At 67.6% G+C, this 23422-nt stretch carries 4 protein-coding genes; all 4 read right to left on the reverse strand.

The window, feature by feature from the left end; translation table 11 throughout:
- Positions 1–11: 11 nt before the first annotated feature.
- The 4 genes from KY495_RS22890 to KY495_RS22905 all read right to left on the reverse strand — a co-directional run bounded on the left by KY495_RS22890 (position 12) and on the right by KY495_RS22905 (position 23242).
- Positions 12–19781: an SDR family NAD(P)-dependent oxidoreductase gene (locus tag KY495_RS22890; protein WP_219881568.1), complete on the reverse strand. Its 19770-nt coding sequence runs from the start codon at positions 19779–19781 to the stop codon at positions 12–14.
- Between the two features lie 131 nt (positions 19782–19912).
- The gene (locus tag KY495_RS22895) at positions 19913–20665 is read right to left on the reverse strand and encodes an START domain-containing protein (protein WP_219881569.1); all 753 of its coding nucleotides are present in this window, start codon (positions 20663–20665) and stop codon (positions 19913–19915) included.
- A gap of 70 nt (positions 20666–20735) precedes the next feature.
- Positions 20736–22028, reverse strand: a complete 1293-nt coding sequence (locus KY495_RS22900) for a GMC family oxidoreductase N-terminal domain-containing protein (RefSeq protein ID WP_219881570.1) — start codon at positions 22026–22028, stop codon at positions 20736–20738.
- On the reverse strand, positions 22025–23242 hold the full coding sequence (locus tag KY495_RS22905; RefSeq protein ID WP_219881571.1) for a hypothetical protein: 1218 nt from the start codon (positions 23240–23242) through the stop codon (positions 22025–22027). The genes KY495_RS22900 and KY495_RS22905 overlap by 4 nt, the downstream gene beginning before the upstream one ends.
- Positions 23243–23422: the final 180 nt, after the last annotated feature.

The raw sequence follows: 23422 nt of genomic DNA on the forward strand, positions 1-23422 counted from the left end.
GATTCAACCTCTTATCCTAGTTTTACTGCTGCGTCGATGGAAACTTCCTCGTTCGCGATCTGGTCGATCAGCGATCCGTAGAACTCGGTATCAAAATCCATGTCCTCCTGCTCTGCCCTGGCGCCGTCCATACTGGACGCGGTTTTGGCCGCCGCGCCGTCATGCAAATGGCGGCAGATGAAGCCGCGCATCTGCACGCACACGCTGCCGTCAGCGCCGCACAAGTCAATGTCGACATGGGTCGCCGCTGCGCGCGCGTCGCTGCCGGGGGCGCGCCGCACCCATGCGCTCATTGGTCCGCTGCATGGCGCCAGGATGCGCAGGCTGGCCAGTGCAAACGGCAGCAGCGGCGCGCCGCCGGCACCATGTGCTTCCAGGCCCAGGCCGACCATGGCCTGCAGGGCGCTGTCGAGGGTGCCGGGAGGGAGCACGTACTGGCCCGCTTCATCGCACGGGCGCAGGCGGGCCAGCACCTGGTCCGCGCTGGCCAGCAGCGTGTCGATGCCCTGGTGCGACGGACCATACTGCAGGCCCATGGCCTCGAATGCCGCGTAGATGGCAGGCCCCGCCAGCACACCTTCGCGGCACTGCGCGGCCACCTGTTCCAGGTCGGCACTGGCGGCGCCAAGCTGCGGATGGACCACCGCCCGGCCCTGGCAGTGCACGATATCTTCACCCTCTTCCAGACTGTGGATGCGGAACTCGATCTGGTCCAGCAGGCCGGTCTGCGCCAGCGGCATGAGGGAGATGAACAGCTGGCGCGGCGCCCCCACCATCACCGGCCGCAGCCAGACGGTGTCGCACAGTTCCAGAGCGCCCGGCTCGCCGCGCAGCGCATCGGCCAGGGCCATGCGCGCCATTTCCAGGCAGGCCACGCCCGGCAGCACCTTGTGCACGGTGCCGTCCGGGAAGCGCACCCGATGGTCGAGCAGGAATGGCTCGTCGCCGCTGAAGGTCGCGCTGTAACGCTGGCTGGTGAAGTCGGACACGTTCACGTGCACCAGCGGATGCAGGAAGGCCGGCCCTCCGGCCGCCGCCTGGTGAGCAAACGGATCGCCGCTTGCGCTGTTCCAGTAGCGCTCACGGGCAAACGGATAGCCGGGCAAGGCGATGCGCAGCGGCTTGACCGCGCCATACAGCCGGTTCCAGTCCAGGTCCACGCCTTTGCTCCAGAGCTGCGCCAGTTTGGCCACCTGGCGCTTGGCCAGATGGGTGGCCAGCAGGCTTTCCTTGACGTCGGCGTCTTCCGTGATGAGGTCCACCTGGCCCTTGTTGGCGCTCACCTGGCCGCGGTACATCTCCGGCTGGCTACGCTGGTCCTGCAGGTAGGACAGCAAATGCTTGACCAGTTCCGTCAGCGACCCGGCCATGAAGGCGACCCGCTCATCCATCGGCACGCGGCCCGTCTGCAGGGTGTAGGACAGCTCGGCCAGCGACGGCAGCGGCCGCGCGCCGGACAGCTGCGCCAGCAGGTCTGCCACGCGCTGGCGCAGCTGTTCCGGCGTCTTGGCCGACAGCGGCACGATGGATTTTTCGCCCACTGCCACCAGCTGCACCTTGCGTACCGGGAGGTCCTCGGCACGGTATTCTTCCAGCACCAGGTGGGCATTGGTGCCGCTGAAACCGAACGAACTGATGGCAGCGCGGCGCACCTGGCGCCCGGGGCTGTCCCAGGCCCGCAGCTTGTCATTGACGTAGAACGGACTGCCGGCCAGGTTGATATGCTCATTGAGCTTTTCAAAATGGATGGTCGGCGGCAGCTGGCGATGCTTGAGTGCCTGGACCAGCTTGATGAAACCGGTGGCGCCGGCCGCCGTCAGGCAGTGGCCGATATTGCTCTTGACCGAGCCGAGGGCGCAATGGCCCGGGGCGCCGGACTGGCCGAAGCTTTGCTTGAGTGCCTGCACCTCGATCGGGTCGCCCAGCTTGGTGCCGGTGCCGTGCGCCTCGATCAGGCCAATGGTCCCGGGATCAATGCCGAAGCGGCTGTAGACATCGCGCTGCAGCGCCGCCTGGGCCTGCGGGTTGGGCGCCGTGATGCCATTGGTCTTGCCGTCCTGGTTCACGCCCCAGCCACGGATCACGCCGTGGATGGTGTCGCCATCGCGCTCGGCGTCCGCCAGGCGCTTGAGCATGACGGTGGCCACCGCTTCACCCGGCACAAAGCCGTTGGCGCGCTGGTCAAAGGTAAAGCAGCGGCCATCGGCCGACAGCATGCCTGCCTGCGCGGTCTTGATGTGCATTTCAGGACCGGCCATCACGTACACGCCGCCGGCCAGCGCGGCATCGATATTGCCCGCGTTCAGACTGTCGCAGGCCTGGGCAATGGCCACCAGCGACGACGAACAGGCCGTGTCGATGGCAAGGCTGGGCCCCTGCAGGTTGAGGAAGTAGCTGATGCGCGCGGCCAGGATGGCGCTGGCACTGCCGGTGAAGCCCTGGGCGCTCAAGCGCTCGTGCGCACTGTTCTGATGGTAGTCGCCAGTGCCGCAGCCAACGAATACGCCGCACTTGCTGCCCGAAAGCGCGCGGGCGTTGTAGCCTGCATGCTCGATGGCGTCCCAGCTCGATTGCAGGAACAGGCGCTGCTGCGGATCCATGCTTTCCGCTTCGGTGGGCGAGATATTGAAGAACAGCGGGTCGAAGCAGTCGTAGGCGTCCAGCGCCCCCATCCAGCGGCTGTTGGTCTTGCCGGCCACCGCATCGCCCTCGCGGTAATAGATACGGCTGTCCCAGCGCCCGGATGGCACCTCGGTGATGCAGTTGCGCCCTTCGGCGATATTGCGCCAGAAGGCGTCGACATCGGCGGCCTGCGGGAACTGGCCAGCCAGGCCCACGACTGCGATCGGATCACCGCGTACTGCGGTGCCGGGCCGCGTGGCCTGGCGCTTTCGGCGCGCCAGGGCAACGCCGGTCACGGCCGACGGCGCGGCCGGGCGTACCGCCGGTGCGGCTGGTACGGAATCGAACACCGGCGCGGGTACGGCTTGCTGCACGGGCTGCACGGGCTGCGCGGGCACCGCAAGCGTGCCCAGTTCCCGGGCCAGGTGGGCACTCAGTTGCCTGAGGGTGGGATGGCTGTAGATCAGGGTAGCCTCGATCGCCGTGCCGTACCGCTCATTGATCTTGCGCACCCATGTCACGCCGCTGACGGAATCGAGTCCGAGATCGACAAAGTCGATGGCGTCGTCAATTTCCTCGGGACGCATCTGCAGTTCGTCGGCCAGCAGCGCGCGCAGGCCTGCCAGCATGTCGGCCGCCGCCCCTGGCTGGATACGGGGCGACGCTACAGGTGCAGGCGCCGGCGGAGCCGCTTGTGGTGCAGGCACCGCCACATTTGACGCCTGCTGGCGCAGATGCTGGGCAAACTGCCTGAGCGTCGGATGGCTGTAGATGAGCGTGGCCTCGATAGCCAGTCCGAACTGCTCGTTGATCTTGCGGACCCAGGTCACACCGCTCACCGAATCGAGTCCCAGGTCAATGAACTCGATATCCTCACCAACGTCGGCGCTCGCCATTTGCAGCTCGTCCGCCAGCAGGCGCCTGAGGCCTTCCAGCAGGTCAGCCCCGGCATCCCGGGCCGGCGCAAGCGGCGCCTGAACCGGGGCAGCCGTGGCCGGCACGGCGGCAGCGTCAGGCTGTGCGAAGCGGCTGCGGATGCGCGCGAGCGTGTCGTCCCTGCCCACAAAGGTCCGCTCGTGCATGTCGAGCTCACGCTTGTAGGTGTCCTCCATGGCCGCCCGCGTGGCCGCTGCGAATTCGTCCTTGAGCGCAATCAGCAGGCCGCGCGGCAGGCCTGCAATGGCGCGTGCCATGGCCAGCGCCGCCTCTAGCACCTGGTCCTGGCGCAGCACAGGCAAGGCCATGCCGCGCTCGCGCAGGGTGCGGCCAGTGTACTGCTGGCCAGTGAGCATGGTTTCGCGCGCCAGGTCCATGCCAATGCGCTCGCCAAAGATGCGGGTCGCGCCCGCGCCCGGGGTGAACCCGTAGTTCATGTAGGGGCTGAAGTATTCGCTGCGCTCGCTGAACAGGGTCAGGTCGGCAAACATGCCCAGTGCCCAGCCGGCGCCGATTCCGTGGCCCTGCATCGCCGCCACCACCGGCAGACGGCAGCGCAGGGGCAGTTCAAAGATAGGCCGGTCGGTAAAGCGCACCGCGCCAGCCTGGATCGCCAGCAGGTTTTCCCGCGTTCCGCCGCTGGCAAAATAGTTGTCGTACCCTGTCAGGACCACGCTGCGGTAGGCAGGCGTCGCGTCGATGTGGGCAAATACCTCCGTCATGCCTGCTACCAGGTCCTCGGAGAACATGTTGCGCGCGCCGCGATCCTCCATGTGCACGGCAATCACGCCACCCGGATGCACGATTGCCCGCACCGCGCCAGAGCGCAGGGCCACGGCGCCGGGAGCTGCGTCAGGCACTGCGGCAGATGCCATGGGCGGCGCAGCGTGCAGGGCGGCGAAGGACAGCGGCTGGCGCCACCAGGCCAGCGCGTCGGCCGGCACGCGCGCCCAGCCACGGGCCGCCTGCAGGGCAGCGTCCATGGTCCGGCCACGTGGGGCAATGGCCAGCGTGGCGCCGTGGCGCCGCAGTTCGGATGCATTGAGCAGCCGGCGCTCGAACAGGAACTGTCGTGCCAGCACCGGACCGAAGCGGCGCGAGCAGGCCGCCACGGCCATCGCGGCCGGGCCGGAATCCTGCCATTGCAGCACAGCGGCGTCGAGTGCCAGCACGGCGTCGTCGGCCAGCACGCAGGCGTCGCAGTGCTGGGCGATGAAGCACGCCAGGCCATGTGCGCCCCGGTCCAGCATGGCGATGGCGGGCATCGGCAAGGCGAGCAGCTGGCGGCACAGGTCGGGCACGGCGCCGCCTTCGCGGTCCTGCACGGCCAGGAAGCCATCGAGTTCACTGGCCAGGATCAGCGCGCGGTAGTGCGGCGCCCCGGCCGCGTGGGCCAGCAGCGCGGACAGCTCCGCCAGCAGCGCGGCACCATCGGACGCCGCTGCGGCAGCGCCCACGGTCACCAGCAGCACCGTGCCGCTGGCGTCCGGCAGCTCGGCCGCCTGCGCGCGAATCCATGATCCGCTCCAGGTTTCCTCGCCGGTGCCGGCATCGGCCAGTACTGGCACCGGCGCCGGCAGGCGGGGCGCCAGCGCTGCAGCCAGCGGGGCCAGGTTGCGCGCCAGGTGGGTCTTGAGCAGCTGCAGTGCGTCCAGCGGTTTGTCTGCCAGCCGCTGCGCCAGTGCCGAGGCGAATGGCATGACATCCTGCGGCGCCATGACCGGGAAAGTCCAACCGGCTTCGTGGAAGTCGCTGCCGCTGCCCTGGCGGGCCAGGCATGCCAGGTCGAGCGCGCGCGAGCGGCCAAAGCGTTCGGCAAGCAGGTGCAGTTCGGGCAGCGCGGGCACAGTATTGTCGTTGTCGGCGGTGTAACCATACCAGGCCTGGCTGCTGCCCACCATGAAGTCGCACAGGGCGCCCACCAGCAGGCCCAGGCCCGTGGCGTCGCCCTGCATGACCGCAATGGTGGCCTGGGGCATGGATGCGAGCGCGTCAAACAGCCCAAGCGAGGCGGCGCGATTGAAGCTGTCCGCGCTCCCGCGCAGGAAAACCTGCTCGGTCCCACGCAGCATCAGGACCTTGGCGCCGGGCGCAGAGCGCACGCGGGCCAGGGCGGCCATCAACTGCTCCAGCAGCGCGGCACTTGCCGCGTTGACGCCGTCGGCAGTGGCCAGCGTTACGCCGAACACCCCGGCGCCGTGGTCGAACAACGCGACCGGGCCGCCGGATTCGTCGTGCAGCGCGGCGTCGGCCGGGGCCAGCGTCAGCTGCGGCTTGCCCCGCGTCGTGCGCGGCTGCGTCAGCGAGGCCACCGCCGCGTGCGGATCGCGCAGTGCCACGTCGCGCGGTTTGGCCAGTGCCACCGTGCGCGCCTGCGCGGCCGGCGCAAGGGCCGCCAGCTTCAACGCAACCGGCACCGGCTGCGCCAGTTCGGCCATGCTCTCTGCCTCGGGCGCCACCGCCAGGGTGTGCCACTGGTGCTGCACCCGCGTCATCTGCACGCAGACATTGCCGGCGCTGTCGCACAGGTCGATATCAAAGACCACAATGCCGCTATCCTGATCGTGGCCTGGTGACAGGCGCACCCAGGCCAGCATCTGGGCAGTGCATGGACGCACGCTGCGCAGCGATTCGATGGCAAAGGCGGCCAGGCGAGCCATGGCAGCAGGCGCCAGCGCCATGGCGCAGGCCTGGATTGCTGCGTCCAGCAGGATCGGGTGCAGGATGAACGATGCCGCTCCGGCTTCCACTTCGGCCGGCAGGCGCAGGCGGGCGAGCGCCTGCCCTTCCCCGCGCGCCAGGCCCTCGAGCGCCTGCTGGCCCTCGCTGTAATCCAGGCCCCAGCCGCGCAGCTCCAGGTAGAGCGCGTCCCGGCCAATCCAGCCGCCGTCCATCTGCTGTTCGAGCGCTGTCAGGGCCAGTGGGGACGCGTCGGCGTCAGCATAGGCGCCCCGTCCCTGGCAAATCACCTGCTGGTCGCCAGAGTCGGCCATGGTGTAAATATCAAATTCGATGGCGCCGTCGGCAGCATCCTGCAGGCCGATGCCAAGGACACAGGCACCATCGGTGACCAGATCCGGGGTCCACACCACTTCGGCCAGTTCCAGCACGCGTCCCGGTATTGCCTCCACCGCCAGGCTGATTGCCTCGCGTGCCATTTCGAGGCAGGCGGCGGCGGGCAGTGACCTGCCGCCGTCCGCCAGGCCGGCTGCGCCATGGCGCTGGACCATGAACAATTCGCGGCCGTCGAACCAGCTGGTGTAATTCTGTTCATTGAGCCTGGACGTATTCGCGTGCAGCAGCGGATGGAGCACGCCACTGCGCACCGCACCCGTGCCGGCTTCCGTGTCCACCCAATAACGGTCGGTGGCAAACGGATAGGCAGGCAGGCTGACCCGCTGTGGCCGGCCGTTGGTGTACAGCGCGTTCCAGTCCACTTCCAGGCCCTGCGACCACAACTCGAGCAGCTTGCCGAACTTGCCCCGCGCGATCCACTGGCCGATGGCCTGCTGCATGTCCTCGTCCTGACTGATCAGGCCCATGCCATCGCGGCTGCGTCTGGCCTTGCCGACAAACAGATACTGCCCTTCCTGGTCTTGCAGATAGGCTTGCAGACTCTCCCTGAGCTGAGCTGCGTCATCGGCCAGTATACCCAGCCGTTCATCCATGGCTTCGCGGCCCACCTGCAAGGTGCAGGCCACACCGGCCAGGTCCAGCGCCGCCCCCTGGCCTTCCACGTACGTGAGCAGGTCCTGGGCTTTCTGGCGCAGCTGCCCGGCAGTGCGGGCCGAGAGCACGAATACCGTCTGCGCCGCCGTGGCCGCGCGCTGCGGCCTGTGTTCAGGGTGCTGCCGGTGCTCGCGCACGATCAGGTGCGCATTGGAGCCGCCGGCCCCGAACGACGACAGACCGGCGATGCGCTCGACCTGGCGCCCGTCAACCGTTGGCCGCTCCCAGCTGGTGAGGCTGCGGTTGACCACGAACGGTGTCTGGTCAAAGTCGATATGCGGATTGAGGGTGGCGGCGTGCAGGGAAGCCGCAATCTCGCCGTGCCGCATCTGCAGCAGCACTTTCATGAGGCCCGCGATGCCGGCGGCCGACTCGCAGTGGCCGATGTTGGACTTGGCCGAACCAATCCGGCAGTAGCCTTTTTCCTGCGTGTGCTGGCCAAATGCCTTTGCCAGCGCCGCGATCTCGATCGGATCGCCAAGTTTGGTGCCGGTGCCGTGCGCTTCGACATAGCTGATGTGGCGTGCGTCGACGCCGGCATCGGCCAGGGTACGCGCGATCGCGCCGCTCTGTGCCTGTGGATTGGGGACCGTATAGCCGTTGGTCTTGCCGCCATGATTCAGGCTGGAACCGAGGATCACGCCGTGGATGGTGTCGCCATCGCGCTCGGCTTCGGACAGGCGCTTGAGCAGCACCACGCCCACTCCTTCGCCGGGAATATAGCCGTCGCCGCCCTCGCCAAAACTCTGGCAGTGCCCATCGCTGGAGATGAACTGGCCCGCCGACAGGGTTTGGTACTTCTGGGGATGGATGGTGACGTTCACCCCACCGGCCAGCGCCATGTCGGTGCGGCCATGGCGCAGGTCCTGGCACGCCAGGTGAATGGCGGTGAGCGACGATGAGCACATGGTATCAATCGCCATGCTCGGGCCGTGCAGGTTCAGTGCGTACGAGACGCGGTTGGCGATGCTGGCCGATATGCTGGAAATTGGCAGGTCGGCCCCGCCGGCGCCGGTACCAGCTCCCAGCAGCTGGTACTGGCTGTACATGACACCCGCATACACACCCACCTGCCCCGGCAGATCACCCTCGCGCGGCAGCTGCAGCGCGGCGCGCGTGTAGCCGGCATCTTCCATCGCCATCCAGGAGTGCTGCAGGAACAACCGTTCCTGCGGGTCGATCTGGTGCGCTTCGCGCGGGGAGATGTTGAAAAACAGTGGGTCGAATTCATCCACACCCTCGATGAAGCCGCCCCACTTGCTGTAGTGGCGTCCCTGCTCGCTGCGGTCGGCACTGTAATGCTCGCGCCAGTTCCAGCGGGCCGGGGGCACTTCGGTCACGCAATCGAGACCATCGCGCAGATTGCGCCAGAAGGCATCAAGGTCGCGCGCCTGCGGATAGCGTCCGCTCATGCCGATGATGGCGATGGGCTCCTCGCGCCGTGGGCTGGCTGTGGCAGGCAGGTCGCGCCCGCGCAGGCGCCCCGCCCTGCGCGGCGGTGGCGCCGGCAGCACGGGCGCACTGGCCGGTGGCGCCGCTGCCTGCGGCTGGGCGGCAAACGCCGGGCGCGCGAACATGGCCGCCAGCACGGCGCCATGCTCCTGCCCAAAATAGTCCGCCAGCGCGGCCAGGGTCTGGTACTCGAACAGCAGCGTCTTGGACAGCGAGCCAAAATCCTTTTCCAGCATGCGCACCAGCGTCATGGCCAGAACGGAATCCATGCCGTACGCTTCCAGCGGCGACTGCACGTCGATCCGGCTGGCAGGCAGGTGCAGCACGGCGGACAGCTGGCGGCGCAGATAATCCTGGGCCTGTTCCTGGAGTGCGCCGCCCGCCGCAGGTGCTGCTGCCGCCACGGCAGCGCTCGCAGGCGCCGCCGCTTGCAGTTCCATGGCGCCTTGCGCCAGCAATCGCTGCAGCTTGCGGGCGTCGCCCTGGAGGACCATGACCTGGGCCTGGTCCTGAGCCAGGGCACCATAAAAGGCCTGCAGACCTTCGGCGGCCCGCAGCGGCTGCATGCCGAGTTCACGCAGGTAAGCCAGGCTGGCGTCATCCACGCCCATGCCGCCCTGTTCCCACAGCGGCCAGTTGATGGACACCGTGCGGCCGTGGCGCTGGCCGCGCGCGGCCAGCTCGTTACGGTAGGCCGCATACTGGTCCATGAAACCATTGGCACTGGCGTAGTCGGCCTGGCCGGTGTTGCCCAGGGCCGAGGCCACCGACGAGAACAGGACCATGAAGTCCAGGGTCAGGCCCGCGCTGGCCAGGTCAAGATGGACGGTACCGGCCACCTTGGGCCCGAGCACGGCCGCAAAGTCGGCCACCGTCTTTTTGAGAATGAAGTTGTCGGCCACCTGACCTGCGCTGTGCACGATACCATCCAGGCGTCCGAGCGCCTGGCAGATGCCGCCCACCATGGCCTGCACTTGCGCAGGGTTTTCCAGGTCCACCTGGCGATAATGCACGCGCCCGGCCGCACCGAGGGCGTCGAGCTGTCCCTGGCGCTCGCCATCGAGCGCTGCGCGTCCGCTCAGCACGACCTGCGCGCCTGTTGTGCGGGCCAGGATCTCGCGCGCGAACAGCAGGCCAAGGCCGCCCATGCCGCCGCTGATCAGGTACACGCCATCGTCACGGAAAGCCACGGGCCAGCCGGCCCCGCTCCAGGGCTGCTCCTGCCAGCGCTGCACTTCGCGCCGGCCACGCCGGTAACGTACCAGCGCCGCCGTTCCCAGTTCCGGCGCCAGTTGCTGCGCCAGCGCGGCGCTGCTGGTGCCCGCTTCCACCAGCACCAGTTGCCCTGCCAGTTGGGGATTTTCCAGCGACGCGGTACGCAGCAGGCCCGCCAGGCCAGCCAGCAGCACCTCGTCACCACGGTCCGCCACAACCACCTGCACCAGCGTGCGTCCCTGCAGCTTTGCCTGCAGCAGCGCCTGTATCTGGGCGAAGCAGGCAGCGGCCTGCACCTGGTAGCGCGCGGCGGCGCCCTGCACACCGGCCGCCAGATGGCGGCAGCTGGCCGCCAGTACCCGTTCCATGAGCGCGGCGTCGATCCCGGGCATGTCGAGCAGCCACACATGGCGCTTCTGCACGGGCAGTGCGGCTTCCACAGGCGCGGCCTGCCACACCGGCGCGGCCCAGGCAATGGCCGGCATCGCCGCCTGCACCGGGCGCACGGTCAGACCACGCATGGCCACGCATACCTTCCCGTGCTCTTCGCACAGGTCAATGTCCAGTTTTAACATGCCGGCGCTGGAACCTGGCGCATGGCGCACCCACGCCCTCACCTGCGGCGGACAGGCAGACTCGATGCGCACCGATTCCAGCGCAAACGGCAGCAGCAGCTGCGGCGCGCCGCCCGGCTCCCCGGCCAGCGCCATGCAGGCTTGCAGGGCCCCGTCCATCAGGCTTGGATGCAGCAGATAGGCACCATCCATACCGGCCTGCGGCGGCAGATCGAGGACGGCCAGCACTTCACCACCGTCGGTGGCCACGCTCTGGAGCGCGCGATGCGCGGCGCCGTACTCCAGGCCCACTTCGTGCAGGGCGGCGTAAAAGGCGTCGCCTGTCACCATGCGGCCCTGCACGCGCTGGGCGACGGCGTCGAGATCCACCACCGCGGACGCGGCGGCGGCTGGAGCGGCGCGGCCGTGGCAATGCACGGTTTCTTCGCCGTCGGCTCCTTCGCTGTAGATTTCGAAATCAATGCCGTCCGCGCCAGCCTGCAGCGCGATACTGACCTTGATTCGCCCGTGCACCGTCAGCGGCGTTGCCCATACCGTGTGGCTGATCTCCAGCACGGCACTGCCCTGCTCCGGCAGCGCCAGACGGACAGCTTCGCGGGCCATTTCCAGGTACGCGACTGCGGGCAGCACCTTGTGGGCGAGCGGACCATCGAGCCGCACCTGGTGGTCGGCCAGGAAGAACTCCCGGCCGTCAAACCAGCTGCTGTAGCGCTGACCCAGCAGGTCCGAGGTATTGGCATGCAAGAGCGGATGCAGCACCGTGGCCAGCCCGCTGCCGCGGCGTGCAGTGTCCACCCAGTGGCGCTCGCGTGCAAATGGATAGGCCGGCAGGCGCACCCGGGCCGGTTTGCCGCCTGCGTACAGCGTATTCCAGTCCAGATCCAGGCCGCGTACCCACAGCTCGAGCAGCTTGCCAAACTTGTGGCGGGCGACCCACTTGCCGATCGCTTCGCGCATGTCTTCATCATCGCCAAACATTTCCACCGCGCCGCGCCGTACCTGGCCGTGCCAGGTATCCTCGCCATCGCGCTCGCCTGCCAGGAATGCGCGCAGGCGCTCCTGCAGCTGGGCGCCGTCACTGGCCAGCATCGCAAGCCGCTCGTCCATGGCCTCGCGCCCGACCTGAAGCGTGAATGCCAGGCCAGCCAGGTCAAGCGCGCCGCCCTGCTGCTCCACGTAGGCCAGCAGGTCCTGCGCTTTCTGGCGCAGCTGTTCGGCGGTACGTGCCGACAGCAGGAAAACGACCTGCGCCGCCGAAGCAGGCACGCTGGGCGCGCGCGGCCGGTATTCCTGCACGATCATGTGGGCGTTGGAGCCGCCCGCGCCAAATGAGGACAGGCCAGCTATGCGGTCAACCTCGCGCCCATCCACCACCGGCCGCTCCCACGCCATCAGGCTGCGGTTGACGACAAACGGGGTCTTGTCAAAATCGATATGCGGATTGAGGGTGTCAGCGTGCAGGGACGCGACGATTTCGCCATGGCGCATCTGCAGCAGCACCTTCATCAGGCCCGCAATGCCGGCGGCCGACTCGCAATGCCCGATGTTGGACTTGGCCGAACCGATGCGGCAGTAGCCCGTCTGCTGCGTGTAGCGGGCAAATGCCTTGGCCAGGGCTGCAATTTCGATCGGGTCGCCCAATTTTGTGCCGGTGCCGTGCGCCTCCACGTAGCTGATGTGGCGGGCGTCCACCCGCGCCTCGGCCATGGTGCGGGCAATGGCGCTGCTCTGGGCCTGCGGGTTGGGCACCGAATAGCCGCCCACCTTGCCGCCGTGGGTCAGGCTGCTGCCCAGGATAACGCCGTAGATGGTGTCGCCGTCGCGCTCCGCCTCCGACAGGCGCTTGAGTACCACTACGCCCACACCCTCGCCAGGAATGTAGCCGTCGCCGCCTTCGCCAAAGCTCTGGCAGTGGCCATCGCTGGAAATGAACTGGCCGGCCGAGAGCATCAAGTATTTCTGCGGGTGGATCGTGACGTTCACGCCGCCGGCAATGGCCATGTCGGTCCGACCGAGCTTGAGGTCCTGGCAGGCCACATGGATGGCAGTGAGCGACGAGGAGCACATGGTGTCGAGCGTCATGCTCGGGCCGTGCAGGTTAAGTGCGTACGAAACGCGATTGGCAATACTGGCAAAGCTGCCGAACAGCGGCAGTCCTTGTCCGGACACCCCGGCTTCTGCACCAAACAGCTGGTATTCGCTGTACATCACGCCGGCGTAGACGCCCACCTGCCCGGGCAGGTCGCCGTCGCGCGGCAGCTGCAGGCCGGCGCGGGTATAGCCGGCATCTTCCATCGCCATCCATGCATGCTGCAGGAACAGGCGCTCCTGCGGGTCGATGTTGCGCGCCTCACGCGGCGAGATGTTAAAGAACAGGGGATCGAATTCGTCCACGCCCTCAATGAAACCACCCCACTTGCTGTAGTGGCGGCCCTCTTCGGTACGGTCGGCGCTGTAATGGTCGCGCCAGTTCCAGCGTTCGGGCGGCACTTCAGTCACGCAGTCCAGCCCATCGCGCAGGTTGCGCCAGAACGCATCCAGGTCGCGCGCCTGCGGATAGCGTCCGCTCATGCCGACAATCGCGATCGCCTCGCCCGCGTCCGGCGCTTTCGCTGACGCTTCGGACGGCTGCGGCACCAGGCGCGTGGCATGCAAGCGCCCGGCGCTGCGCGCTTGCTGCGCCACCGCGGCCACCGGCGTGCTGCCCAGCGCCTTTGCCACGGCGCCGCTGTAATCGGCCAGCAGGCGGTCAAGCACCGCCTTCAGGGTCGGATGCTCGAAGAAAAAGGTGGGCGACAGGGCGACGCCGAGGCGCTGGTTGACCAGTGCGGTCAGCTCCGTCAGGCTGATCGAATCGAGGCCATAGCGGCCAAGTTCGCGCTGTTCGTCGAGTTCATCGGGGGGCGACTTGAGCAGGCGCCCCACCATGCCGCGCAGCAGGCGGCGCAGTTTGTCGCGCAGTGCCCCTTCGTCAGCGGCCGGCGCCGCGGCGTCGTTATCGACCTCTTTCGGCGCAATGGCGGCTGCGGCGATGAGGCCAGCGGCACCACCGGCCGCCATCCAGGCGCGCACCGGCTGCGCTTGACCATGCATGACCAGCGTCTGCCCGGCGTCGCTGGCGAGCGCCTGGTAGAACGCCGTGATGCCTTGTGCGGGCGGCAGGGCATGCAGGCCCTGGCTGTTCAAGAGACGCAAGACGGATGCATCCACCCCCATGCCGCCCTGCTCCCACAGCGGCCAGTTGATCGACACAATGGCCCGTGGCTGGCCAGCTGCTGCGCACTGGGCATTGCGCCAGTCCGCGTAGCGGTCCATGAAGGCATTGGCGGCGCCGTAGTCTGCCTGCCCGGCATTGCCCAGCGCGCCCGAGGTGGACGACATGCACACCAGCCAGTCAAGCATGCTGTCGCTGGCCTGCGCCAGGTTGACCAGGCCCGCCACCTTGGGACCGAACACATTGTCCAGGCGCGGCGCACTGCGCGAGGCCAGCAAGCCATCCTCGATCACCCCGGCGCCATGGATAATGCCGTGCAGTGCGCCGAAATCACGCTTGATTGACCGTAGCAGCACGCTGGCCTGGGTGGTGCTGGCCACGTCGGCCTGGCGATAGACGGCGCGCACACCTTCCGTTTCCAGCTGCGCCAGGACAGCGCGGCCTGCATCTTCCAGAGCGCGGCGCCCGCTGAGCACCAGCGTGGCACCCTTGACCCTGGCGGCGATCTCGCGCGCGAACATGATGCCCAGTCCTCCGAGGCCGCCCGTCAGGAGGTACACGCCCTGCTCGCGCCACGGCAGCCCGGCCGGCGCCGGCGCCGCGGCTTCCTGCCATGCTTCTTCCATGACCTGGCCGTCGGCGCAGCGCAGCATGACCGCGCGCGCGGCCGCGCACTGGCGCAGCTGTCCTGCCAGTTCCGTGCCAGTCGCCGCTGAGCTCTGCACGACCTGCCCCACCAGCTGCCCCTGCTCGATGCGCGCCGATTTGATCATGCCTGCCAGGCCCGCGAACACGGCGCCCTCGCCGTCCGCCGGCAGTACCAGCTGCACCAGAACCGGGGCTGCGGGACGGCTTGCGGCCAGCGCGTGCAGCTGCGCCCACAGCTGTTCGGCGCATGCCTGGTAGCGTGCCGCCAGCGTGCCCTGCGCATTGAGGGCAATGCAGCGCGCGCCGCTGGCCCGGGCCAGGGCTGCAGGATCGATGCTGTCCATCCCGCACAGCAGGACCAGATGCTGGTCCGTGACGGGCGTGGCCGCTGCGTTGTCCAGCGCCGCCGGGCGCCATTGGCGGCGCCACAGCGAAGTAGCTTTCTCCTCGCGCGGCGCGCTGCTGCGCACGCTCATGCCGCGCATTTCCACGCACACGCGGCCGCTGTCGTCGCACAGGTCGATGTCGAATTTTTCAACGGCCGCGCCGCTGCCCTGGCTGCGCCGGCAGGCCGCCCACATGGAAGGGCTGAGCGGCGCCAGCACCGCCACGCGCTCGATCGCATAGGGCAGCGCAAATACGCCATTGGCCAGCAGGCCCAGCGCGGCGGTCGACCCTTGTACGGCGGCGTCCAGCAGGCTGGGATGCAGGCCGAAGGCCTGGGCGCCGCCAGCCACGCAGGCCGGCAGCGCAAGTTGTGTCAATGCTTCGCTGCCGCTCCACCACAGGGCTGCTACGGCTCGCTGGGCCGGGCCATAGGCAAAACCGCCCGCGCGAAAGCGCGCATACAGATCCGGCGCTGTGCATTGGTGTTCGCCACAGCGCTCGCGCATGGCCGCCAGGTCCACCGGGGACGGTGCGGCGGCAGCCGCGAGCGTCGCACGGCCCTGGCAGTACACGATGCGCGGACCGCCATCGGGATCGGTGCCACCCACACTAAAGACAATGTCACCGGCGGCGCCTGGCACCAGCTCGATGTCGACTTCGACCGGCGTGCCGCCAACGGCGATGGGGCGCAGCCAGACGGTATCGGACAGCACAATGCCACAACCGCTTTCAATCCCTGCCGCAGCCGCTACGGCGGCGCGCGCCATTTCCAGGTACGCCACGCCGGGCAGGATGCGCTGGCCCTGCAGTACATGGTCAGCCAGGAAAAATTCGTCGCCGCTGAAGGTGCTGGCATAGCGCTGCACGTCAAAGTCGGAGCTGTTGCGGTGCAGGAGCGGATGCATGGTCTCTTGCGCCAGGGCTGCCTGCGCGGCCGTACCGGCAGGCACCCAGTAGCGTTCGCGCGCGAAAGGATACGTCGGCAGGCTGACCCGGCGCCCCGAACCTGCGGGTCGTACCCGCGCCCAGTCGATGGCCGCGCCACTGGCCCACAGGCGCGCCACTGCGCCCGCTTCCCCGCGCGCGAGAACGGCGCGCACGTATGCACTGCCTTCGTCGCCGTCCAGCAGTGCGGCGTCGCCGCCCACGGCGGCAGCACTGCCAAAATGCGTGCTGTCGCTGCCGGCACCGGCTAAAAACGCGCGCAGCGCCGCACCCAGCTCCTGCGTGGAGCCGGCCACGATTGCCAGGCGCGCCTGCATGGCGTTGCGTCCGCACTGCAGCGTCCAGGCCAGGTCTTCCAGGCGCGGCGCATGGGCGCCGTCCAGGACCTCGAGCAAATTGGCACAGGCCCGGCGCAGCTGTTCATCGCTGCGCGCCGACAGCGGCACGATCTGGCGCCCGCCCGCTGGCGTCACCCGCGTATCCTGGAACTCGCGTACCAGCGCATGAGCGCTGACGCCGCCAAAGCCAAAGGAACTGACGCTGGCGCAGCGCGCACGCCCGCCGGCCGGTGCCTCCCAGGGCCGGGTCGCGGCCACGACCTGGAACGGACTGCCGGACAAATCGATATGCGGATTGAGCGCCTTGAAGTGCAGGTTGCCCGGCAGGCTTTTATGGCGCAGCGCCAGCAGGATCTTGCCCAGACCGGCGATCCCGGCCGCTCCTTCAAGGTGGCCGATATTGGATTTGACGGAACCGATGTGGCATACCCAGTCCGGGGCCGGCGCAGCGCTGCCGAGCAGGCCGCTGAACGCTTCCTTCAGGGCCGAGATCTCGATCGGGTCACCGAGCCGGGTACCGGTGCCGTGCGCTTCGACATAGCTCACGTCGCGCGGCGACATGCCGGCATCAAGGTAGGCGCGGGTGATCACGTCGCTCTGGGCCTGGGGGCTGGGCGCGGTCAATGAACTGGCCTGGCCGCCGTGATTGACGGCCGAACCGGCCAGCACGCCGTACACCTGGTCGCCATCGGCCAGGGCCTTGGCCAGTGGTTTGAGCAGCACCATGGCGGCGCCCTCGCCGCGGATGTAGCCGTCGGCGTCGCGGTCAAAGGTATGGCAGCGCCCCGTTGGCGAGAGCATGCCGGCGCGCGCAAAGGCGCGCGTATTGGATGGCGTGCAAATCAGGTTGACCCCGCCCACCACGGCCTGGGCGCAGTCGCCGCGGCGCAGCGCCTGGGCTGCATCGTGCAGGGCCACCAGCGAGCTGGAACAGGCAGTGTCGATCAGCTGGCTCGGCCCCTTGAGGTCAAAGAAGTAGGAAATGCGGTTGGGCAGGATGGCGCCGGAGGTGCCGGTCGCGGTATGGGCCGACAGAGTGTCGCTGCTGGCGGCCATGTCGCGGTAGTCAAAATGGCAGGCGCCGATCCACACCCCGGTGGCGCTGGCGCGCTGGCTGTGCGGATCGTAGCCCGCGTCTTCAAACAGTTCCCAGGTCAGTTCCAGCAGCAGGCGCTGCTGCGGGTCGACCAGTTCGGCCTCGGCGCGCGAGATGCGAAAGAATGGCGCGTCAAAGCTATCCACGTCGTCCAGGTAGCCGGCCGCTTCAAAGCGGCGCGCCTCAGGCGCCGCCGCCGGCCACCACCAGCGGTTGGCCGGCACCGGCCGCACGGCATCGACGCCGTCGCGCAGCAGCTGCCAGAACCCCTCCGGGCCACCACCGGGCAGGCGCGCCGCCACGCCGACGATGGCAATGGCGCCGCCGCGCTCGCCGTCGCCATCGGCCTGGCCCGACGGCGAAGGGGCCGCGCAGTCCTCGGCCGGCGCTGGTGCGGCAGGCGCCGGGGCCAGTGCCGCCGCCACGGCAGCGACGGTATTGTGGCGAAACAGGAAGGACGAGTCGAGCGGCTGGCCGAACTGCTCGCTCAGCAGCGAGCGCAAATGCAATAGCTGCATGGAGCCAAGTCCCAGTTCCATGAAGGGCTGGGTGCGCGGCAAGGCGCGAGCACTGCCGTCTTCGCCCAGGGCCGTGCGCAGCAAGCGTTCCACCGTGGCCTGGACCTCGGCCGGCTGCAGGGCCACCTGCGGCGCCGCAGGCTTGGCAACCGGCCTGGCGGCGCCAAAATCGTAATGCACCAGCACGCCGCAGCCATCATTGTCCACGTCTTCCTCGCGGAAGTTGGGAACCAGGCCGACGATACTGGCGCCGTGGCTTTCGTGAAAGCTCAGCATGGGATCGGCCAGCTGGCCGCCCGGGCGGCGCAAGCCGATATAGTCCGACAGCGCCATCCGGGCGCGGTGGGCCGGGTAGCCGCTGCTGCGCGAAACGGCGCCAATGCGCTCGTACTGGCTGCTGGCCCGGGTGCAGTCGATTGCGAAATCGATCAGCTGGTCGCCCAGCGCGCTGTCACGCTTGCTGGGCAGGATATTGAGGCTGATGAACTGGCGCACCGCTCCACCGGCCTGCCGCACGCGGACAATGTCGCGCCAGTGGGAACGGTGAACATCATCCAGCGCGCCGATCGGCTGGGTGTACAGCACACCAATGGCGGCGCCGTCTTTTTCAAGCACGAACTGTTCGTCGGGATGCTCGCTCACCCGGCGCGCAAATTCGGCCGGTGCAATGCGCATCGCTTCGGCCCAGCAGCCATTGTCAATCTCGACCAGGGCATCCAGATCGGCCAGGCGCCCGGGACGAATGCAGTAGGCGCGCTGCTCCAGGTGCATGACGCTGGTGCGCTTGTACGGCCCGGCATCGAGCGCCAGTGTGCCCGCCTTGGGAAACAGGCCGCAGCGACCGGCCGCGAGCAGCGCCACATCGGCTTCGGCCAGGTGCTGGCCGCCAAAGGCCCGCAGGGCGTCGGCCAGGATGGCACCGCGCGCGCCGGGATGGCGCCGTGCGCGGGCCGGGCCAAGACCGTGCAGCGAGGCGACCAGGACGCCGTGGCCTCCTGCCAGTGCCCCCCACGCACGCCAGAATTGCAGCAGGCTGGCCGTGGCGCGCGCCGCCGTCACGCTGGCGCCATCGCCGTCCACGGCGGCCACGCTGGTGGCGATCGCACCATCCACGCCGGCGCCGGGCGCCTCGCGGTAGGCGCGTGCCTTGCCCAGCAAATCGAGGACCGGCAGCACGCTGTCAAGGGCTATGCCGTGCCCGGCCAGCGTAGCGGCAAGCGATGCTGGATCGCTGCTGTCGCCGGTCACCAGCAAGTGCGGCGTACCGGCCAGGCCATCGGATCCATCGCCCTCCATCGCGATCAGCGCGAGCGGGAACTGCGCCAGCACGCGCCCGCGCGCGGTATTGGCTTCAATGTGATCGTAGAGCGCGCGCAGCACGCTGGCGTGGCCGGCGCCCAGCAGGTAGCGCGGCTGCGCTGCGACCGGCTCGCGATCGAAAATGGTGCTGGCCAGCGCGCACAGCCTGGCCACCGCGGCTGCCACCTCCGGATCCGTCATGCATGGCGTCCACCCAATGCCAGGCAGGCTGGCCGCAGTGCCGAAGATGCGCTCTTCCATGCCCGCCAGCAGTGGCGCGTGGGCCATGGCCAGCGCCAGCGTATGACGGTCTGCCGGGCTGGCCTGCCCGTCCCATCCCTTTTGCTGCAGCAGCTGTTGCACCGGTGCGGCAAGCTCGTGGCCATCGCCGCCATCGGGCAGCGCCATCAGCAAGGGCAGCAGGACCGCGCCGTCGAGCAGTGCGCGCATGGGTGAGGAGGCGCCATGCCAGCCCCCGGCGCAGCGCGCCAGCCAGGTACTGTCGCCTTGCAGGAGGTGCCCCGGCGCCTGTGCGTACAGGGCACCGATGTCGTCCGGAATGCTGTCGGCGTCCAGGTCAGCGCCGGCGCGATAGCGCTCGCCGTCACGCTCGATCCAGCCCAGTGCTTCAAGCAGGTTCAACGCCACGTGCAAGTGCCCGTCGCGGGCGCCGGTCGCGCGCACCAGGTCGGCCGCAGTAGCGCCGTCTTGCGCCGCGAGCAACTGGAAAACGCCGCGCCGCTTGAACGCCAGCATGACCGGGATGGCAATGTAGCCATGAGCACATTGATTGATAACGTCAAACATCGCGAGACCTCAGGCAGTAGCTGGTAACAGGAAAACGGATTACTTGGGACGACGGGAGCCGACGGGGGCGCCACAGGGCGGCCCCGGAACGGACGATGCGGAATCAGCGGGGCCGCGGGCGGCCCCCGGCATCAAGGCTCGACGATCCAGTCGTACTTGACGTTGGCGTAGATCGCGCGGTCGAAGTAGCCTTGCAGCTTGGAGCCGAAATCGGTCATGATTTCGGGATGGACGTTGTTGATCATGAAGTAAGGCATGAAGCCGCCGATGTCCATGTCGATCAGCCAGTGAATTTCAATCTCGCCATTTTTGAGCGGAATGATCTGCCAGGCGTTGTCCATGCGCGGCACCCGCACGCAGCAGCTCTCCGGCGGGATCAGGTCCGGCAGCGATTGCAGCGCGTAGGTCACTTCCTTGTTGACGGGATTTTGAGTAAAGGTGTGGCGCACCACGAAATCGCGGTCCTTGAAGGGCGCCGGGAAGCCGCTGCGCCAGGTGGTGATCATCATTTGCGGGCCGTGGCGCTGCAGCTCGACGGCCTTGTAGAAGTCGACATCGAGCTCGCTGTCATTGTCCTGCATGAAGGCGGTCACGCGGCTCAAGGTGGACTTGACGCGGAACACGGCCTTGAAATGCTTGAGGCTGTTGCCGGGTACCTTCATGGCGTACACCTTCACGCCCTTGTCTTCGGTGACGAATTCCCACTGGCGGTTACCGGAATGCTTAAAGGCGAAATGGGCGACGATGGCCGTCACCAGCACCAGGGCCAGCAGGCCCAGGAAGGCGCGCCACAGTTTCCGGCGCCACGATGGCGCCTTGACGGCCGGCGCCGCAGTGTCCACTTCGTTCCTTACGATTTCCACTTGCTTTACCGCAGCGCTCATACGTCCACCTATCTCATTGAAGATCACACCAAAGAAAAAAACCGGCCCGCGCGGGCCTCCCACATGAATCTCATTGCACCGGCGCCAGTTGCGCGGCCAGGTATTTGCCAAGACAAACCAGCGTGAAAACGGGGGTGAGGCGGACGTTGGCAGGCAGCACGGAGCAGTCGCATACGTGCAGGTTGCCAACTTCGGTTTGCAAGGAAGCGTCCAGGTGGCGGCCGATCTGCAACAGCCCGCCCACGTGGGCGGCCGACAGGTCGCTGCGGATCACGCCCTTGGCGCCCGCCTTGGCCATGATCTGCTCGGCCAGTTCGCCGCCCTTGTCCAGTTTTTGCATGTCCTCGCGGGTAAATTCCTTGTGCAGGCGTCCGTCTGCGCGCAGTTCGCCGCCCATGCCGTCGCGGATCATCACGCCCAGGGCCACGTGCTTGCGGTGGCGGAACAGGTTGGCGATCTTGCCGTTGGCCAGCATGTAGCCGCGGTACATGGAGCGCGGCAGGCAGCCGTCGCCCACCATGATCCCGCCCTCTTCCGAGTTGGTGCCCATGCAGCCGGGGAACAGGTCTCCGCCGCGCACGCCATCGACATGGCCGATCAGCAGGAAGCCGGGGTCGCAGTAAAAGCCCTGGTCGCCCACCCCGCCCACGCCGCTGTCGCGCAGGATCTGCGGCGTGGCCACGGCGCCGGCCGCCATGATCACCCGCTCGCCATAGGCGCGCCGCAGTTCGCGCCGCCGGCCCAGGCGCAATTCGTATTCCACGCCCACGGCGCGCCCGCCTTCGACCAGTACCTTCCTGACGGTGGCGCGGTTGACCAGGGTGGCGCCCAGGCGCACGGCTTCCTCGACATAGCTCCTGGCGCGCCAGATTGCTTCGTGGGTGAAGCCGCCCCTTACTTTCGACTCGTCGATCATCATCGATTCAGTCTTCATCCACGGCAGTCCAATGCCCCTGGCACTCGCTTCCACGGCGCGCACCTGGGCCGACAGCAGGCGGTCCGACAAAGGTTCGACCATGGGCAGCTCGCGCCGCGCTTCCTCGAACGCGGGACCGAGCTCGATGCCCATGGCCCGGAATGCCGGCAGCGAGGGATACTCGGCCACGCCGAAATACAGCGAGGTCGTGCCGCCGGTGGTGATGGCACGCGCCATGGAAACGCCCTCGGCCACCGGGGCAAAGTCGCTCACCCTGGCCATGTACAACAGGCCGTCGCGCGGAACCGAATCGGCACCGCGCTCGAGGAGCAATACCTGCTTGCCGCGGCGCGCCAGTTCACGCGCCACGGTGGCGCCGCCGGCGCCCGAGCCGACCACGATGGCGTCGTACTCGGGCGCGGCCTCAGGGGCCAGGACGGCGCTCAATGGTGCTCCTCGCAGATTTCCACGAACCAGCGGTGGCGCGGGTTGTCCCACTTGAAGCCGGTCAACTCTTCGTCGAGCGCGGCCGAATTGCTGAATTCTTCCGGGAAGCTCTGGAACACGCTCAAAAATTCCGGCGACAGGCCCGGCTGGTCGATCTTGATGGCGAAGCCATAGGGCTCGAGGTGGCCGAAATGGTGGGTCGAATGCTGCCCCACGCGCCGAAATTCCAGCGGCAGGGTCGGGAAAATGCCGGGAATGAACTGGTGAAAATCAATGTCGCGCTTGACCTCGACGGTGTAGGCAAAGCAGGCCACCAGCGGGTTGTAGAACGGCGTGGGATAGCCCACGATGTTGCGCATCAAGCCTTCCAGGAAACCGTTGCCGGCAACGGCGATCAGGCCGGCCGGAATGGCATCGTGGTGCGGGCCGTGCAGGTAGACAAATTCCAGCTCCGAATTGTGGCCCAGCCAGTGATCGCGGTAGAACCACGCGTTGATCAGGCGGATGAACTTGAGGTGAACGGCCAGGTTGATCACGCAGGCAAGCGGCGCCAGCAGCACGGAAAACTGCCAGTGGCTGAGCACGAAGAACCAAGGCGCCAGCAGTACCAGGTGGGTCAGCAAGCCAGTGATATAGGCGTGCACGATTTCGTAGCGGATGTTGGTGCGCACCAGCCCGGCGTTCTTCCACGGCGAGGCCAGCAGCACCTTGCTCACCAGCGCGTGCTTGCGCAGATGGTCCACCAGGCTTACCGTGCGGTACACAACAATGATGCCAAGGTGCAGGTAGAACAGGGCAAAGCCCATGCTTTGCATGAAGCCGGTGTGATGGGGCCAGCTCGGCGTGAGCATGATCACCCAGTATTCAAGCAGTGCCGTGGCCAGCGCCGCCCAGTACACCCAGGGCAGATTCTCGACCTTGTGGGCCAGCATGAACAGCACATCCTGTGGCCGGCGCAGCAACAGCGGCACCTTGAATGCCACCCCGTGGCGGATGGCAAACGAAACCGCCATGAAGCCACACAGGGCAAATCCCGCCAGGCCCAGCACCGACAGCGGACCGTAGGCGACTGCGATCGCGCCGGCACAGATCAGGCACATCAGCAGGTAGTCCAGGAAATCCGACTTCGCGTAATTGATGCGCGCCTTGCGCTCGCCGAACAAGCGATGGTACCGGGCTTTGTCGGGCTGGTTTGCTGCCACACCTGCAATCATTCGTGCTCCTCGCACATCTTCAAAAACCACTGTTGGCGCAGCCTCCTGCCGTGGATGCCGCCGCCCCTTGTGCAGCAAGCCGCCCCTGCAAGGGGCGTGAAACACCCTCGCAAAATTAGCTTCTGAACCAGTTTAATTTTTTACCAATCTTGAACAATCATAAGACATAAATCCGTACCA

The organism is Massilia sp. PAMC28688 (assembly GCF_019443445.1).
Taxonomy (GTDB): Bacteria; Pseudomonadota; Gammaproteobacteria; order Burkholderiales; family Burkholderiaceae_D; genus Telluria_A.

What these genes read in the sequence shown, in the direction of transcription:
- KY495_RS22890 (WP_219881568.1), bottom strand. Translation starts at nt 19,781, where the DNA reads ATGTTTGACGTTATCAATCAATGTGCTCATGGCTACATTGCCATCCCG.
- KY495_RS22905 (WP_219881571.1), bottom strand. Translation starts at nt 23,242, where the DNA reads ATGATTGCAGGTGTGGCAGCAAACCAGCCCGACAAAGCCCGGTACCAT.
- KY495_RS22895 (WP_219881569.1), bottom strand. Translation starts at nt 20,665, where the DNA reads ATGAGCGCTGCGGTAAAGCAAGTGGAAATCGTAAGGAACGAAGTGGAC.